This is a genomic window from Megalodesulfovibrio paquesii (assembly GCF_054653055.1).
This window is the reverse complement of sequence record NZ_BAAIGQ010000008.1, coordinates 116,119-132,988: the sequence shown is the minus strand read 5'-3', so window position 1 is coordinate 132,988 and position 16,870 is coordinate 116,119. Positions and strand designations below refer to the sequence as shown.

The window sequence follows — 16,870 nt, the reverse complement described above, 5'->3', positions numbered from 1 at the left end:
GTCACTCCTCTTTGAATCGGAACGTGGCTGGGCCGTCTCCAGGTGTCCAGGTTTCCTTGAGCACATTCTGCCCGTCGCGAAAAACAAGCACGCTGTAGCGGCCATAATGGGAGAGCAGGAAGGCCGTCCTGGCCACGCCCTGCACGGAGGCGCCGGCCGGGATGTCCAGCAGGCTGCGCAGGCCGTGAGCCGGTCCGGGCGTTGCGGCCGGGCCGTGTACCCAGAAGGTCACTGCCTCCTGAGAATCGCCCCCTGCAATGGTGGAAGGGTTCGGAAGCCCGGGGACCTGCCCCAGCAAGGTCTCGGCCAACGGTGTGGTTGGCCTGCCAAAGAAAAGCAGATCCCGATGCGCCAGGGCATGCAGATCAACCTCCTGAAGAGATTGCTCTTCCACCACCCTGGTCCGCGGCTGGGCAATGCCGGCCAGCAGGGTGGCCAGCGCTTCGTGATATTCGGCCGGCACGCCCGCGCCAAGCACGGCCGTGAGGCTGGAGGAGCCTCTCAGGGAATCCACGGTGGCCGGAATCTCCTGCGGGGTGAGCAACCGGAAGCAGTTGGCCTCGGGATCCACGGCCACGGCGTGCGGTTTGCCAGGAGTTTCCACACCAAACGCGGTTCGCCCCTGCTCCAGGAGCACCGCGCGGCCCACGGCGGCGTTGCCCATATCCACCCGGACGCGCAAGGGAAGGAAATATGCCGGCTCACGCTGGGTCAGCTGGGCCTGCACCCCCCAGCCCTCCCGGCCTGAACCGCCATCCCGGCGTTCGCGCCGTACATGCTCCAACGCCAGGGCCGGTGCGCCGGACCGGGCGATCCACTGCTGCAGGAATCGGTGGCTTTCCGCCTCGTCCCATCCCCCTGAGCGGACGAAGGCGGCGCGCAGTTCCTCCCAGCCGGCTTCCTTGAACAAATGGTTGCGATAAAAGTCCCTGAGCGATTGCCAGAAGGCTTCATCGCCCAGCCGGATGCGGATCATGTGGAAGACGAACATGGCCTTGCCGTAGCCCACGGCCTGGCTGGCCGGACTGAAGCGCGAGGCGAAGCGGGCCAGCGGAAAATCCTCTTTGCCGGCAGCCAGCTGGGCATAACGCCGCAAGGTGCGCAGGCGGTATTCCCGGGCCGCTTCGGGGGATTTTTCCTCCTCGCTCAGGTAATCGGCCACATACGTGGTCAGGCCCTCGCACCAGTTGCCCTGGCTGTAATCCACGTAAACGCCGTTGCCCCACCAGCAGTGGGCAATTTCGTGCCTGAGGCTGGTATCAGGAATGAATGGCAGCCGCAGCACCGCCCCGCCAAGCAGGGTGAAGCCGGGGAAGCCGTAGCCTGTGGGCAGGAAGTTCTCCACCACCATGAACTGGGCAAAGGGATACGGCCCGTGCAGGCGTTCGTACAGGGTGATCCAACGCGCCGAGGCCTCCAGGTACCGGGGAGCCAGGGCGGTGTTTTCCTTGGTCAGAAACGTGAGCACGCGGACGCCCCCGGGGGTGGCCTCCTGAACGTCCCACCACCCTGCCGCCAGGGGGAGCGGCCCCATGTTGGAGGCTGCCGGCGGGCTTTCCCACACACTCACGCTCTCCTCCCCTTCGTCCTGCAGGGAGAGGAGCCGGCCGGTGGTCACGGCGCGCATGCCTTGCGGCGCGCGCACAGTCACGCGGAAGACATCTCCCCCCGCATGCAGGGACATGGGATGCCAGCCGCTGCCAGCCAGAAGCATGACGCCTTTTGGATGAATGACCCCTTCCACGCCAAAGCCGGGGTTGTCCATGTTGGCCGGGGCCTCTTCCACATCCTCCTGAAAGAGACAGCTGGCCTGGAGCAGGATGTTCCGGCCACCGGCCGCCTCGGGCAGGGCAATGCGCAGCCGGCCGGATTCGTTTTCCACGGTCAAGTCCACTGCTGCGGCCTGGGCACCATCGGGTGGCAGCATGCGGGCTGTCACCTGCTCCAGCTGACGGGCCATGCGCAATTCCAGGGCAGCCGGGGGATGAGCCGGCAGGGTGATGACATCCTGCATTTCCAGCCGTCCCTGCTGGGGAAACAGCCGGACAGTCAGGGTATGGACCAGGGGAACAGAGTCCGTCTTGTTCCGAGCAGGCGCAGGACTGTCCGCCAGCGCAGCGGAAGTCAGCAGCACGCTCAGGATCATCACTCCAAGGGCGCAAGGGGAAAAGACAGGTCGGCGCATGGAAGCAGCATACACGTTTCCTGCCGTGACGGAAGCAAAATCCTTCGCGCCCCATTTTCTTTTTCCTCTCCCTGTGCAATGCTGCAACCGTCTCTGCCTCTCCCACCTGCAACCATTCCGGCGCGCACATGCTCCAGCCTCTGGACTTATCCACCCTGGCCGCGCAGCTGCCGTCGGCAGGAAGCGAGACGGCAGCCATCCTGCTGTTTGTCCTGCTGCTGGGTCTCGCTGCCGGTGCGGTGCTGCTGCACCGGGAACTGGGCCGGCGCCGGAGCACTGAGGCCGCCCTGCGGCAGGAGGCCGACCGATTGCGCACCCTTGTGGCCGCCGTGGTGGATGCCCCCTGGGAGTTTGACACCATCAGCGATGATTTCACCCATTCCCAGGCCTGGCGCCCGCTGCTGGGCTACCCGCCGCGGCAGCCGGGCAAGCCGGACGCGCCCCACAGCCTACTGGCCCTGGTGCACCCCGAGGACGCAGCCAGTTTTCGGAGCGCCCTGACCGGTGTGCTCCAAGGGCAGGCACTCCGGCTGGACCTGCTCCTGCGCTGCAAAAATGCCACAGGCAGCTGGCAGTGGTGCCGCCTGCGCGGTGCGCCCTCGCAAGTTGGCCCCACCGGGCAGGTGCTCCGCCTGACCGGCGGTCTGCTTGATGTGGATACCGGCATGCAGACCGAGAACTCCCTGCGCGAGCAGCTTCATCTCCTGGAACTGGCGCTGCAGGATCTTGGCCTGCATGTGTACTGGAAGGATGCCAGCCTCCGGCAGTTGTGGAGTCTTGGCCCTCCGCCCCTGCCAGCCCTGCCGGCCCTGTACGGCGCAGCCGGCAGGTCCGATCCGCGCCGGGAACTTCTGGAGCGGCAGGCCCTGGCGACGGGGGCTCCCATGGTGAATGTGGTGGACGTGAAGGATGCCCAAGGGGGCGCACACAACATCGAACTCCGCTTCATGGCTGTGCCGGATGCCCAGGGCCGCGCCCGCGGCGTGCTCGGCGTGTGCCAGGATGTGACCGCGCGCCAGCGCATGACCCGCGAACTGCAGGAGGCCAGCCGCCAGGCCCGGGAGGCCGACCAGGCCAAGTCCCGCTTTCTGGCCGCCATGAGTCATGAAATCCGCACCCCCATGAACGCCATCCTGGGCATGGCCGAAGTGCTGGGAACCACCCGGCTGGACCGCGAGCAGGAAGGCTTCGTCCAGGTCCTGCGCACCTCAGGTGAATCACTCATGGCCATCATCAACAACATCCTGGACCTTAGCCGGGCCGAGTCTGGTCGCATGCTTCTGGAAAAAGCTCCTTTCCGTCCGGCGGACCTGCTCTCCCGGCTGCGGGATCTCTTCACCCAGCGCTGTCAGGCCAAGGGCTTGCGCCTGGAGTGTATCCTGGATCCGGGTCTGCCTGACCGGCTGCTGGGAGACAGCCTCCGTCTGCAGCAGATTCTGTCCAACCTCCTTGAAAATGCTGTAAAATTCACCCAACAGGGGAGCATTCGCGTCCAGGCCACGCTGCTGAGACAGCAGGACAGCACCGTGGAGGTGCTTTTTGAGGTGGCCGATACCGGCCCTGGCATCCCCGAGTCCAAGCAGGATCTGGTCTTCCATCGTTTTGTCCAGGCAGATACCTCCACCACCCGCCAGTTCGGAGGCAGCGGGCTGGGGCTTGCTCTGTGCCGCGAGCTGACCCGGCTCCTGGGCGGTCGCATCTGGCTGGAAAGCGAACCCGGCCAGGGCAGCACCTTCTATCTGGCGCTGGAACTGGAGTTGCCCGAGGACACCGGCCTGCGCACCTCGGCAACCACCTCGACTCACGCCCCGCCCCCAGGGGAACCGGAGCTGGAAAACCTGCCCTCCTCTGCGCGCACCCCCTCGGGCACCTGCCGCATCCTGTTGGTGGAAGACTCTGAATTCAATGCCTTTGTGGTAGCCTCCTACCTCAAGGGAACCCCCTGCAGGGTCACGGTGGCGCAAAATGGTGAAGAGGGGCTGCGTCTGTTTGGGGAACACCGCTTTGATGTGGTGCTGATGGACATGCAGATGCCGGTCATGGACGGGTACACCGCCACCCGGGCCATCCGGGAGCTGGAGGCGGTGGAGGGCCTGCCGCCCACGCCCGTGCTGGCCATGACCGCCCATGCCCTTGAGGAGGAACGTGACCGCAGCCTGCAGGCCGGCTGTTCCGCACACCTGACCAAACCTGTCACCCGCCAGGAATTGCTGGACGCCATCGGCCGGCATGTGGGCCTGGAGCTACGGGGGGTGACGGCCGAGTTCGGCCTGGTACCTCCGATCTCACCTCATGAGCCGGTGTGTCAGATACCGCCGGCTGATGGCGAGTATCCCCAGGACGGCAGCCCCATTCCTGTTTGCGTGGATCCGGAACTCAAGAGTCTGGCTCCCACGTTCCTGCAGTCCGTGCGCACCAAGATTGCGCCGTACCGTACAGGGCCAAGTACCGAGCCAAGTACCGGGCCAGATGCCGGGCTGAACGCAGCGCAGGCGGAGGCCCTGGTCCGGCTGGGGCATCAGCTCAAGGGCGAGGCTGCGGCCTTCGGTTTTCCGCCCCTGGGCATTCTGGGCGCACGGCTGGAGCAGGCCGCCCGATCCGGGGACACCGCCGCCGTCACCACCCTGCTCGACCGCATCCAGGACGTGCTGGACCGCATTGTCGTTGTCTGACCGTCTAATCCCCATGGCGGTCAGACCCTCGTGACGGCCCGATCCCCGCGGCGAACAGTTGCCTCACCGCCCGGCCGTGACTACACTGCCCCCATGCCCTCGCCCGCCACTGCCACCCCATTGCTCAACGACGCCCGGCTCTGGACTCCGCCGGGACATCCCGAGTTCCGGCTCTTCAAGGCCCGCTTCACCTCCTTTGCCTTCGACCGCCACACCCATGACGAATTCGCCCTGGGCGTGATCGAGGAAGGCGGCCAGCGCTTTGTGCACAAGGGCGCCCGGCACGAGGCCCCGCCCCTGTCCATCATCAGCGTCAACCCGGACGAGGTGCACGACGGCGAGGCCGCCTCCCGCACCGGCTACGCCTACCGCATGGTCTACGTCGGCCTGCCCGCCCTGGAGGCGATATTCGGCGAGGCCTTCCGCAGCCGGGATCTGCACGCCTTTCGTTCCCCCGTCACCGTGGACGCCCCCCTGGCCCGCCGGCTGGATCTGTCCCTTCGCCTGGCCGAAACCGAACCCGAGCGCATTGATGATCTGCTGCCCGCCGTCCTGCACGACCTGTTTTCCCGTCACACCTTCCCAAAGATGACCCTTCCGGACGCCCGGCACGCCCACCATGCCCGGGCCGTGCGCCTGGCCCGGGACTATCTGGAAGCCCAGGTGCTGGAGCACCCCGGCGAGAACCCCTCCCTGGAAACCCTGGCCGCCCTGGCCGGGCTCTCCAAGTTCCACTTCCTGCGCGTGTTCAAGGACGCCACCGGGCTCACCCCCCATGCCTGGCTGCTGCGGCGCCGGGTCCGCCTGGGCCGTCAGGCCCTGGAACGCGGCCTGAGCCCGGCCGAAGCCGCGGCCGAAGCCGGCTTTGCAGACCAGAGCCACTTTACCAGACGCTTCAAGGCCGTCCATGGCCTGACCCCCGGCGCCTTCCTTCGCGGGCTGTAGACCGGCCCCGCCGCCCGGCCGAGCAATTTCGTTCAAGCCGCCGCCCGCGCCCTTGTGGCACAAGCGCCGCATGGAACGGACATTCATCAGTTGAGGAAGCATCCATGGCATCGGAATTCAGGCGCGGCGTCACGGCCATGCTGCCCGTGGCCGCCAGCGTGGGGGTCTATGGCAGCGTGCTCGGCGTACTGGCCGCACAAAAGGGACTGGGCTGGCTGGAACTGCTGGGGATGGATCTGGCCATCTTTGCCGGGTCCGCGCAGTTCGTGATGGTGGAAATGTGGAACAGCACCGCGGCGCATGGCCTGCCGGTCATTGAGATGGCCGTGGCCGCGCTGGTGATCAATCTGCGCTATTTGCTGGTGGGCGCATCCCTGGCCCCGCTCTTCCGGGGCGAGCCGCTCTGGCGCAAGCTGGGCATCATCCATCTGGTGGCCGACGAGAACTGGGCCGTGACCATGGCCGAAACGCGCCGGGGGCGGGGATCCACGCAGTTTCTGCTGGGTGGCGGGGTCTGCCTGATTCTCATCTGGACCCTGGGCACCCTGGCCGGACTCTTAGGCGGATCCTTCATCGAACATCCCGAGGCCTATGCCCTGGATTTTGCCTTTACCGCGGTGTTCACGGCCCTCACCGTGGGGCTGTGGCGCGGCAAACGGGACGCCCTGCCCTGGCTGGCCGCGGCGGTGCTGGCCGTACTGGCCGAGCGCTTGCTGCCGGGCAAATGGTACATCGTCATTGGCGGACTGGGCGGCGCAGTGGCGGCCATGCTCCAGCCGGACAGGACAGCCTCCGATCAGACCTCGTCTGGTCACCCAAGGCCAGCACATTCCCCGGAACATTCCCTGGAGGAACCCAGCCATGCCACTCTCCAGTAATATCCAAGTGATGCTGGCCATCGGCCTGGCTGCCGCCGGCACCTATGCCCTGCGGGCCGGCGGGTTGCTGCTGGCCGAGCGGCTCCCCCGGACCGGGCGCCTGCGGCGCGGTATGGACGCCCTGCCCGGCGCGCTGCTGCTCTCCCTGGTGGTGCCTTCCATCGCCAAGGCCGGCCCCTGGGGCCTGCTGGCCGCGAGCATCACCGCCCTGGTGGCCTGGCGCAGCCGGAACATGCTGGCAGCCATGCTCCTGGGCATGGCCGTGGTCTTCATGCAGCGCCAGCTGGGGTGGTGAGCCACCTACCGCAACGCCAGCCAGCCGCGCAAAACGCCCGCCGCAAAGGCCGCCACGGCCCAGCCGCGCGAGATCTCTTCGAACTGCAACAGGAAAAAGCCCGCCGCCACCAGCAGGGCGCTCTGTGCCAGGGGCCGGCAGCGGGCGGCCAGGGCATCCAGCAGGCATTCCAGTGTGTGCGGGGAAAGGCGGACTTCCAGGTTCGAGTCCGCCAGCTGCAACAGCACCTGCTTGGCCCGCCGCCACTGCAGGGGCAGGCCGAGGATCTCGGCCTTCAGCGAGGGCCAGAGCGCCTCGCCACCGCCCAGGGCACGGTCCAGATTGAGGAAGAGCACGGGCAGGATGTCTTTGACGCCGTTGAAATTATCCAGATAGGTCGCCCCCAGCCCCTCCACCAGACTGGAGACGCGGGTGACGTACACGATTTCCTGCGGCAGCTTGAAAGGCAGTTCCTGCATGCTGGCCAGGACGTCAAAAGCCAGGGTCTGCATGTCCGTGGCGCTCAGGTTGTCATTGCCGAAGATGGCGAACATCCGTTCGGCAAATTCCAGCATCAACGTCTCGGACGCGCCGGGCGCGATGATGCCCAGGCGTTTGCAGGCTGCGACGAAGGTTTCCAGATCCCGCTCGTGCGCGCTCTTGACCACCTCGATCATGGCCACGCGGGTGGTTTTGCCCAGGCGGCGGACCATGCCAAAGTCCAGGAGCACCAGGGTTCCGTCCTCGCGCACCAGGAGGTTGCCGGGATGCGGATCGCAGTGAAAGAACCCGCGGACAAGCATCTGCTCCACATAAAATTTGACCAGCGTTCCCATCACCCTGGCAAAGTCGATATCCGCCGCTTCCAGGGCCGCACGGTCGTCAATGCGCATGCCGGGTTCAAAACTCATCACCAGGGCATCGTGGGAGCACAGTCCCCGGAACGGCCGCGGCAGCACCACGCCGAGCTCCTCGCCCAGCCGGGCATAGGCCTCGCGGAACTTTTCCAGATGTTCCAACTCCACGGCCATGTCCGCCTCCTTGACGACCATGGCTGCGAACTCCGCGATGAGGGCCTCCAGGGAATTGCGCGTATCCCGGCTGAAAAATGGCGAAAAGCACCACAGCAGCCCCTTGAGGATGCGGATATCCTGCCGGACCTGCCCCTGAATCCCCCGCCGCCGGAGCTTGACGGCCACCACCTCGCCCGAGGGCAGCACGGCCCGGTGCACCTGGCCGATGGAGGCGCTGGCCAGGGGTGTTTCCTCGAAAGAAATAAATGGCCCCGACGGCGAGCCCGGCACCCCGCCGAACGCCGCGGCATACACCTGCAGAAAATCCTCCCGCGGCATGGGCGCCAGCTCATCGTGAATGGTCTTCAGCTGGGCCAGGTGTTCCGGCGGAAAGAAGTCCGGCCGCGTGGCCAGCACCTGGGCCAGCTTGAGAAAGGCCACACCCAAACCGACAATCTGCGCCCGGAGCGCCTCCGGTGACAGGGGCGCCAAGCCAAGGAACCGTGTGCGCCTGCGCACCACCAGAAACACGGTGTGCAACACCCGGAAGGCCTGCCACACCCGCAAGGGCGAAGGAACGCGCACAATCACGGCTTGTCCGCAGTCTGAGCCGGCAGCACCTGATCCACCCGCACCACCTGCCCGTGCCGCGCGGCCAGATCCCCTTCGCACAGCAGCCGGGCCAGCCAGGCCGCCGAGGCCTGGGCCGAGAGCAGCACCTTGTCCTCCTTCCAGGGCCGGAAGACCGCATGGACCCGCTCGGCCGCGCCGCCCACTGCCTCGCGAGCCTGCTGCTGCATGCGCGTCTCCACCTTGCCCGGCTGGTAGGCAAAGCAGGTCACCTTGTCCGTCTCTGCAGCCAGCTGGCGCATGAGGTGTTCCTCAAAGGCCTTGGCCGCGCAGTACAGCCCAATGCCCGGCATGGCGATGGAGGCCGCGCCCGATCCGAAGACCACAAAAAAGCTGCCCTCCTGGCGCATGAGCAGCGGATACGCCGCCCGGGCCAGTTGCCAGGCGGCCTTGCAGCTGGCGCCCACCACCTCGTCGTAGCGGCGCTCGTCCAGCTCCCAGAGCGTGGGGCCGGGATGCAGCACGCCGGCGGCATGCACCACCCCATTAAACCCGCCCAGGGCCGTGGCCGCCTCCATGCAGGCGCGGACGGTCCTGGCCTTGGCCGCGTCCCCTTCCACCACAGCCACCTTGATCTTGTAGCCGGCTTCGAGGGTTTTTTTGGCCTCCTTGAGGGGGGCCTTGCTGCGGGCGTTCAGCACGAGATTCGCGCCCTGCATGGCCAGGGCGTCGGCCAGGGCCCGGCCGATGCCGTGCGACGCCCCCGTGAGGACAATGGTTTTATTTGTCGGACAACTCATGTATACCTCGCGGGATCATGGCTGCGGTGCATCCTTCTGTCGCGGCCCGTTTTTGGAGGAACAGCATGACATCTTCGCGCATCGTGCACGGTTTTGTTCTGGAGCGTGACACCACGCTGCAGGAATATCATACGCAGGTTCATTTGTGGAGACACGAAAAGACAGGCGCGCGCTATCTTTCCTTGTGCAATGCGGATGACAACAAGGTCTTTGCCGTCTCGTTCCGCACGCCGCCCAGAAACTCCACGGGCGTGGCGCACATTCTGGAACATTCCGTCCTCTGCGGCTCCAGAAAATATCCCGTGAAAGAACCGTTTGTGGAACTGATGAAGGGCTCCTTGCAGACGTTTCTGAACGCCTTCACCTATCCCGATAAGACATGTTATCCTGTGGCCTCCACGCATGCCAAGGATTTTTACAACCTCATGGACGTCTATCTGGATGCGGTGTTCTTCCCTCGCATCACCAGGGAGATCTTCATGCAGGAAGGCTGGCACCTGGCCCCGGCTCCTGCCGATGGCGGCGCTGTCGAAGGCCGGCCGGCCCTGCAGTTCAAGGGCGTGGTCTACAACGAAATGAAGGGCGCGTATTCCTCGCCGGACAGCGTCTTCCGCGAGCTGGTCCAGCATTCCCTGTACCCGGACACCCTCTACAGCCTGGATTCCGGCGGCGACCCCGCCGTCATCCCCGAACTGACCTACGAGGAATTCAAGGACTTCCACGCCCGCTACTATCATCCGGCCAATGCCTTTTTCTTTGGCTACGGCGACGATCCCGAAGACGAGCGCCTGCGCCGGGTGGCGGAGTACATCGACCAGTTCGATCCCCGGCCGGACGCCCTGGCCGGCTCGGCCATCCCGCCCCAGCCCCGCTTTGACGCGCCCCGGCAGGTGCAGGACGTTTACGCCAGCGGCGAGGAAGGCGGCCAGAAGGCCTATGTCTGCTGCAACTGGCTCCTGGGCGAAACCCTTGCCGATGACAGTGTGGCCGCCGCAGCGGAAAACCTGGCCTGGAACATGCTGGACGAGCTGCTTGTCGGCCTGCCCGGCGCGCCCCTGCGCCAGGCCCTGCTGGACAGCGGCCTGGGCGAGGATCTGGCCGGCGGCGGGCTTGAATCCGAACTGCGGCAGATGTTCTTTTCCACCGGCCTCAAGGGCGTGGCTCCCGAGGACGCGCCGGCCGTGGAGCCGCTCATCCTGGAAACCCTGCGCACCCTGGCGGACGAGGGCTTTCCCGAAGAATATGTTGCCGCGGCGGTGAACACCGTGGAGTTCGACCTGCGGGAGAACAACACCGGCAGCTACCCACGCGGGCTCAATCTCATGCTCCGGGCTCTCTCCACCTGGCTGTATGACAAGGATCCCCTGGCCCTGCTGGCGTTTGAGGCCCCCCTGGCCCATCTGAAAGCCCGGCTGGCCGCGGGCGAGCGCGTCTTTGAGGAGATGATCCGCACCCAGCTGCTGGACAATCCCCACCGCACCACCGTGTTGCTCACCCCGGACCCGACCCTGGCCGCCCGCCGCGAGGCCGAGGAAGTTGCCCGACTGACGGAAACGGTCGCCGCCCTGCGAGCCACAAACCCGGACATTGAGGCAGACGCCGCCCGCGAGGCCGCCCTGCTGGAGGCCGCCCAGGCCGAACCGGACGACCCGGAACTGCTCAAGCGCATCCCTCACCTTCAGGTGGCTGATCTGCCACGGGAAAATCACATCCTGCCCATCGAGGAGAACACCCTGTCCGGCGTCACGGTCTGGACGCATGGTCTGGACACCGCCGGCGTGGTCTATCTGGACCTCGGCTTCCACCTCGATGGCCTCGGCCGGGACGAGCTGGCCCTGCTCCCGCTCTTCGGCCGGGCCCTGCTGGAGACGGGCACGGCCTCGCGGGACTTCATCTCCCTGGGCATGCACATCAACGCCGTCACCGGTGGCATCGATCCGGCCACCTTTGCCGGCACCCGCCTGCCCGATTCCGGCCCGGGCGCATCCGCCAATGGCCGGCCGGTCCAGCTGCTCTTGTTGCGCGGCAAAGCCACCGTGTCCAACCATCAGGCTTTTTTCGATATTCTGAAGGAAGTGCTCCTGGAGGCCACCCTGGCGGACCAGGACCGCATCCGGCAGCTGATCCTGGAAGAAAAAGCCCAGATGGAAGAAAGCCTGGCCCCGGCCGGGCACGGCATCGTCGTCTCCCGCCTGCGGGCCGGGCTCAACGCCGCGGGCCGGGTCGGCGAGCTCATGGGCGGCCTGGAGCAGCTGTACGGCCTGCGCCGGCTGGCCGAGCAGGTGGAGGCCGACTGGCCGGCCCTGCGGCAGGCCCTGCTCTCCCTGCGCGAGCGGCTGCTGCACCGCGGCCGGATGGTGGTGAACATGACCGCCGATGCAGATGCCCTGGCCCGCATGGAACCGGCCCTGGCCCGGCTCGTTGCCGCGTTGCCCACCCCTCCTGCGGGCGAGGCGGCGTCAGGCAACGCAGGCGCTCCGCTCCTGGACATCCCCGCGGCCGAAGCCCTGTGCATCCCCTCCCTGGTGAATTTCGTCGGCCTGGGACTGGACTGCTACGGCCAGGGGCTGGCTGCGCACGGCTCCCTGCAATTGGCCGCACGATTCCTGCGCTCGGGGTATTTGTGGGAAAAAATCCGCGTTCAGGGCGGGGCGTACGGTGCCTTCTGCTTCATGGACCGGCTCTCCGGGGCCTTCAATCTGGTCTCCTACCGCGATCCCAACGTGGAACGCACGGTGGAAGCCTTCCTGGCCCTGGGAGACTGGCTGGCGAATGTGGATCTGAGCCCCGCGGGCATGGAAAAGGCCATCCTCGGTGCCATCAACGAGGTGGACAGCTACATGCTGCCCGATACCAAAGGCTACGTGGCCACCCTGCGCCGCCTGACCAATGACACCAACGCCGGCCGCCAGCGCATGCGTGAGGAGATCCTCACTGCCACCGTGGAAGACCTGCGCCGGCTCGGCCGGTTCCTGCAGGGCGCGCTGCCAACGGCCCGGTTCTGCGTCATCGGCTCACGACAGACCCTGGAACCCCTTGCGCAAACGGGGTATTTGTCACGCAGCTGGGCCTTGCAGTCTCTTTTGTAAGACAGTTGCCGTCATACTGCAGTAGATTTGTCGCAAAATCTCTGGTAAGAAACGGTCATGCGGCAAGTTCCCACCGGCTTGCCGCATGACCGTTCTTTTGCTGCCACGCGCCATGCGCCGCCGGCCCGTTGGATGTTTCAAGGGGGAGAGCCGGGGCGTCAACCTCAGGATAGTCACGGCCAGGAGCGTGAGGGGATCCATGAGCCAAACCAATATTCTTTTGGAATCCGGCACCAATGAGCTGGAAATCGTCGAGTTTTATCTGACGGAAACCCTTGCCAACGGCAAGAAATACACTGGCTACTACGGCATTAACGTGGCCAAGGTGCTGGAGATTATCCGGGTGCCCAAAATCACGGAAATGCCCAACCTCCCCCACCCCTCGGTGATGGGCGCCTTCAACCTGCGCGAACGCATCATCCCCCTGGTGGATCTCTCGCAATGGCTGGGCAAAACCAAAGCCGGCGTGGAGGCGGAAAAGGTCATCGTCACGGAGTTCAACCGTGTCACCAACGCCTTTCTCGTCAGCGGCGTCACCCGCATTCACCGCCTGAGCTGGGAGCAGATCCGGCCGCCGAGCCCCCAGATGCTGCACTTCTCCGGCGAGTCCATCACCGGCGTGGTCAATCTGGAAGACCGGGTGCTCTTTATTCTGGACATGGAGAAGATTGTCAGCGAGCTTTGTCCCTCCCTGGCGTTGCAGGAAATGGATGCCTTTGACCTGCCTCCCTCCCCACCCAACGCCGCCACCCCGGAAGACTCCGGCCGATACAAGGTCCTCATTGCGGACGACTCCGGCACCATCCGCAGCATGATGGCTGGGAATCTCTCCAAACTGGGTTTTGAAGTGACGGCCACCGAAGACGGCGCCAAGGCCTGGGAGCAGCTCCAGCTCTGGAAACGCAGCGCCGCCGAACAGAACCGGCCCATCCACGAATTTGTGCAGGTGATCATCTCCGACATCGAAATGCCAGAAATGGACGGCCATTCCCTGACCAAACGCATCAAGGATGATCCCACCCTCAAGCCCACGCCCGTGCTGCTTTTTTCTTCCCTGATTACCGAAAGCCTGCGCCACAAGGGCGAAGCTGTGGGCGCGGATGATCAGATTTCCAAGCCGGATATCAAAAGCCTGGCGGAGCGTACCCGGGCCCTGGGCCAGCGGTATATGCAATCCCTGCGCGCCTGACCTATGGGCGGGGCGCGGTGCTGCAGCCTGCCGGCACTGCGCCCCGCCCCGTATGCCGGCAACTCACACACGCACCGCACTGCAGCAGGCGTGTCAGGACTTCATCTGCCGCAACGGTTGCAGCCTTGGCAGATTGTGTGTATTGTATCCGGTAAAGGGAATGCATACCATTAGAGTGAAAAATGTCCACCAAGAAGCCTCCTGCCCATCACGTGTTCCAGGAATACCTGGCCAAGAACCAGCTTAAGCTCACGCCGCAGCGCATGTGCATTCTGGATGTGTTCATGAAGCATCGCGGTCATGTCGCCTCTGAAGAATTGTACGAGCAGGTCAAAAAGCGCGACCCACACATCGGGCAAGCCACGGTGTACCGCACTCTCAAGCTGCTTTCAGATTCCGGGCTGGCCAAGGAAGTGCATTTTGGCGACGGGCTTACGCGCTATGAAAGCAATCTTGGCGAAGAACACCACGACCATCTCATCTGCGAACGGTGTGGCAAAAATCTGGAAGTGGTGGATGAACGCATCGAAGCTCTGCAGGTGGAGCTGGCCGCCCGCCATGGCTTTTCTCTGACCTCCCACCGCATGTACCTCTACGGTCTGTGCGAGGAGTGCCGCGCCCACTAGCGTTTTTCGCCAACCCTTGTTTCCGACGCGCCAGCCGGACCCCGCCGAAGCGTGCGCCTCGTCTCCCTCTGCCGCGGTTGCGGCCTGCAGGTTCTGCCCTGGCATTCAGGCGACATGTCATGAATCGTCTTTTCGCTTCCCCTCCCGTCAGCCCGTTGCTGGAGCACCGGCAGCGCAATCTTTTGCACTCCCTGCTTCTCCTGGCGTCCAACGCCGCCCTGGCTGGTTTTGTCGGCTGGGCCGTGGCCGGGCGCGAAGGGCTTGTCTGGGCCGTGTTGCTCATGGCCGGACTGCTGTTGTTCATGCCCCGGCTGGCCCCGCGGGCGGTGCTGCGACTGTATGGCGCTGTTCCCCTGGCGCCTTCCCAGGCTCCGGCCCTGCATCTGGTGCGCGACGCCCTTTGCTCCCAGGCCGGCATCACCTCCCTGCCCACGCTGTTCCTGGTGCCTTCGCCACAGCTGAACGCCTTTGCCGTGGGAGGCACTGGCCACACCGGCACAGCCGGCGGAGAACCTCCCGCCCTGGCGCTGAGCGAGGGGCTTTTGCAGGCCCTGCCCCTCCGGGAGCTGGCCGCCGTGATGGCCCATGAGATTTCCCATCTGCGCAACAACGACATGCGCGTCATGGCCATGGCCGACGTGGCCGGTCGCGTCACTTCCAGCTTTTCCTTCATGGGCCAGTTGCTGTTGCTGCTGCACATACCCTGGCTGCTGGTGGAAAAGCACCCCGTACCCTGGCTGCTGATCGCCATCCTGCTGGCCGCGCCCATGGCCTCGGCCCTGTTGCAGCTGGCGCTCTCACGTTCCCGGGAGCTGGAGGCGGATCTGGAGGCCGTGCGTCTGTGCGGCGATCCTCTGGCCCTGGCCAGTGCGCTGGCCCGCCTGGAACGGGCCCAGCAACCCATGCTGGCCCGCGTGCTGTTCCCCGGCCGGCAGGATCCCAACCCCTCCCTCTTCCGCACCCATCCGGACACGTCCGCCCGCATCAGGCGGCTGACGGAACTGGCTCGCAGCCAGGCCTTCACCCCGTTGCTGGAGGATCCGGCCCTTCGGCAGCGCATCGCCCAGGCCCTGGACCTGCAGCCCGGCCCCGAGGCCACTGCCGTCCGCCGTCTGGCCCGCCTGCCGCGTCCCTGGACCCTGTGGCGCCGCTAAGGACTTGCGTATTTCCGGCACCCTGTTATGCTGCGGGCATACCGTGTTTGCCAGGTCATGAACCGGCAGCACCTGTGCACGCACCTGCAACGCTGCGAGCTTTGCCTGTGAAAACCACCGCCGAAATCGCCAATCTGTTTGATGAAACCAAGTGGGGCAAGGATTTCTCCCGCGAGGAAGTGGAAGTCATCGCCAAGTACCTTTCCATGCATTCCTACTCCAAGGGCGAGGAGATTTTCCGCCAGGGAGACAAGGAACGTTACATGGCCTTCATCACTGAAGGCCGTGTGGACATCATCAAGGAAAGCCACGACTGCCTGGAAAAAATCGTCGTCACCCTGAGCCCGCGCACCCACTTCGGGGAGATGGCCTTCATCGATGAGGAGCCCCGCTCGGCCTCGGCCATTGCGCGCGACAATGTCAGCATGCTCGTGCTCTCCCGCGAAAGCTTTGAGCACATCGCCTCCACCTACCCGGCCATCGGCATCAAAATGCTCAAGAATATCGCCAGGATGATCAGCCAGCGCCTGCGCATGACCACTGGCAAGCTGGTGTACACCCGCGAATAGTCTGTTTTGGTCTTCAACACGCCAGCGCCCCGGTTGCCTGCAGCAGCCGGGGCGTTTTCGCGTGGTGGCGCACTGGTGGTGTGTCGGGCGCCGTTGCGCCGACTTGGCTTACTGCACCCCGGCCTCGGCTTGGTATTTGTCCTTGAGCTGTTGGACAAGGGCAGCCTCGTCCTTGAGGAACTGGTTGAATTCTTCAATAATCTGCGGATGCCTGATGGTGGAGAGCTGGTAGCCGGACTTTGTGTGCGGCAGGCTGGCGTCCAGCACCAGCGCCTCCGGCTGCTTGAGCACGTCCCGCAGCTGATAGTTGGCCACGGCCACGCTGGAATACGCGGCATCCACCCGGCCCATGATGGCCTTTTGCAGCATGGCGCTGTATTCGGTGCTTTCGTCCACGGTCATCGCACCGGATTTGATTTGCTCCAGATATTCGAACGCCGTGAACCCGCCGATGATGCCGAGAACCTTCAGGCCCTCCGGACCACCCCCCTTGCGCTCGGGCAGGACCATGACGCCATCGATGTACTGCACGGCCGGCTCGCTGTACCGCACCTCCAGGCCCTGACGCATGTCCTGGCTCCAGTAGGGGTTGTCCGGAAATTTGAAATCCAGGGCCTGTTCCGTCAGGAAGGCCTGGAACAGCCGCTTGATGGGCAGCGGCTCGTACTTGAAGACATATCCCTGCTTCTTGGCAAAGGCGTCCAGCAGGTCGCGGGCATAGCCCCGATACTCCCCGCCGTCGCCGGCGTAGAGAGGGTAGTAGTCGATGGCTTCCACGCCGACGGTGAATTGCTGCCCCTGGCCGTGCGCGCTCAGAGGAAAGAGGATGAACACTGTTGCCAGCAGCAACATCCGGCCGGTCATGCGCATACAATGCTCCATTCTGCGGTTCATGAGGATAGGTGG

The 16,870-nt window shown here is 65.1% G+C and carries 13 protein-coding genes; 9 read left to right on the top strand and 4 right to left on the bottom strand.

The window, feature by feature from the left end; translation table 11 throughout:
* Nucleotide 1: 1 nt before the first annotated feature.
* Entirely contained in the window at nt 2-2,185 is a 2,184-nt protein-coding gene (locus tag ACYQ00_RS18860) for a M1 family metallopeptidase (RefSeq protein WP_460033617.1), read from the bottom strand.
* Nucleotides 2,186-2,313: 128 nt separating this feature from the next.
* On the opposite strand from ACYQ00_RS18860, the gene ACYQ00_RS18855 reads away from it, so the two are divergent.
* From ACYQ00_RS18855 to ACYQ00_RS18840, 4 genes are all read left to right on the top strand, one after another.
* Nucleotides 2,314-4,857, top strand: a complete 2,544-nt coding sequence (locus ACYQ00_RS18855) for a hybrid sensor histidine kinase/response regulator (protein ID WP_460033616.1) — start codon at nt 2,314-2,316, stop codon at nt 4,855-4,857.
* A 93-nt stretch (nt 4,858-4,950) separates the two neighbouring features.
* Nucleotides 4,951-5,802 carry an AraC family ligand binding domain-containing protein gene (locus ACYQ00_RS18850; RefSeq protein ID WP_460033615.1) on the top strand — a complete coding sequence of 284 codons (852 nt, stop codon included), beginning with the start codon at nt 4,951-4,953 and terminating at the stop codon, nt 5,800-5,802.
* Nucleotides 5,803-5,906: 104 nt separating this feature from the next.
* Nucleotides 5,907-6,680 (top strand): AzlC family ABC transporter permease, encoded by a 774-nt coding sequence (locus ACYQ00_RS18845; RefSeq protein ID WP_460033614.1) that lies wholly within the window; start codon nt 5,907-5,909, stop codon nt 6,678-6,680.
* Complete coding sequence (locus ACYQ00_RS18840) at nt 6,664-6,975, top strand: AzlD family protein (protein ID WP_460033613.1); 312 nt, start codon at nt 6,664-6,666, stop codon at nt 6,973-6,975. Before ACYQ00_RS18845 ends, ACYQ00_RS18840 begins: the two co-directional genes overlap by 17 nt.
* A 5-nt stretch (nt 6,976-6,980) precedes the next feature.
* On the opposite strand, the gene ACYQ00_RS18835 is transcribed toward ACYQ00_RS18840, so the two are convergent.
* Entirely contained in the window at nt 6,981-8,558 is a 1,578-nt protein-coding gene (locus ACYQ00_RS18835; protein WP_460033612.1) for an ABC1 kinase family protein, read from the bottom strand.
* Nucleotides 8,555-9,337, bottom strand: coding sequence for an SDR family NAD(P)-dependent oxidoreductase (locus ACYQ00_RS18830; RefSeq protein WP_460033611.1), 783 nt, complete (start codon nt 9,335-9,337; stop codon nt 8,555-8,557). Before ACYQ00_RS18830 ends, ACYQ00_RS18835 begins: the two co-directional genes overlap by 4 nt.
* A 65-nt stretch (nt 9,338-9,402) precedes the next feature.
* Between ACYQ00_RS18830 and ACYQ00_RS18825 the strand changes: the two genes are divergently transcribed.
* The 5 genes from ACYQ00_RS18825 to ACYQ00_RS18805 all read left to right on the top strand — a co-directional run bounded on the left by ACYQ00_RS18825 (nt 9,403) and on the right by ACYQ00_RS18805 (nt 15,964).
* Nucleotides 9,403-12,426, top strand: coding sequence for an insulinase family protein (locus ACYQ00_RS18825; RefSeq protein ID WP_460033610.1), 3,024 nt, complete (start codon nt 9,403-9,405; stop codon nt 12,424-12,426).
* Nucleotides 12,427-12,625: 199 nt separating this feature from the next.
* Nucleotides 12,626-13,615 (top strand): chemotaxis protein, encoded by a 990-nt coding sequence (locus ACYQ00_RS18820; protein ID WP_460033609.1) that lies wholly within the window; start codon nt 12,626-12,628, stop codon nt 13,613-13,615.
* A 182-nt stretch (nt 13,616-13,797) separates the two neighbouring features.
* The gene (locus tag ACYQ00_RS18815) at nt 13,798-14,241 is read left to right on the top strand and encodes a Fur family transcriptional regulator (protein WP_460033608.1); all 444 of its coding nucleotides are present in this window, start codon (nt 13,798-13,800) and stop codon (nt 14,239-14,241) included.
* Nucleotides 14,242-14,360: 119 nt separating this feature from the next.
* Nucleotides 14,361-15,395, top strand: a complete 1,035-nt coding sequence (locus tag ACYQ00_RS18810; RefSeq protein WP_460033607.1) for a zinc metalloprotease HtpX — start codon at nt 14,361-14,363, stop codon at nt 15,393-15,395.
* A 107-nt stretch (nt 15,396-15,502) separates the two neighbouring features.
* Complete coding sequence (locus ACYQ00_RS18805) at nt 15,503-15,964, top strand: cyclic nucleotide-binding domain-containing protein (protein WP_460033606.1); 462 nt, start codon at nt 15,503-15,505, stop codon at nt 15,962-15,964.
* 108 nt (nt 15,965-16,072) lie between these two features.
* Here ACYQ00_RS18805 and ACYQ00_RS18800 read toward each other — a convergent pair whose 3' ends face one another.
* Nucleotides 16,073-16,834: a substrate-binding periplasmic protein gene (locus tag ACYQ00_RS18800; protein WP_460033605.1), complete on the bottom strand. Its 762-nt coding sequence runs from the start codon at nt 16,832-16,834 to the stop codon at nt 16,073-16,075.
* Between the last annotated feature and the right edge of the window lie 36 nt (nt 16,835-16,870).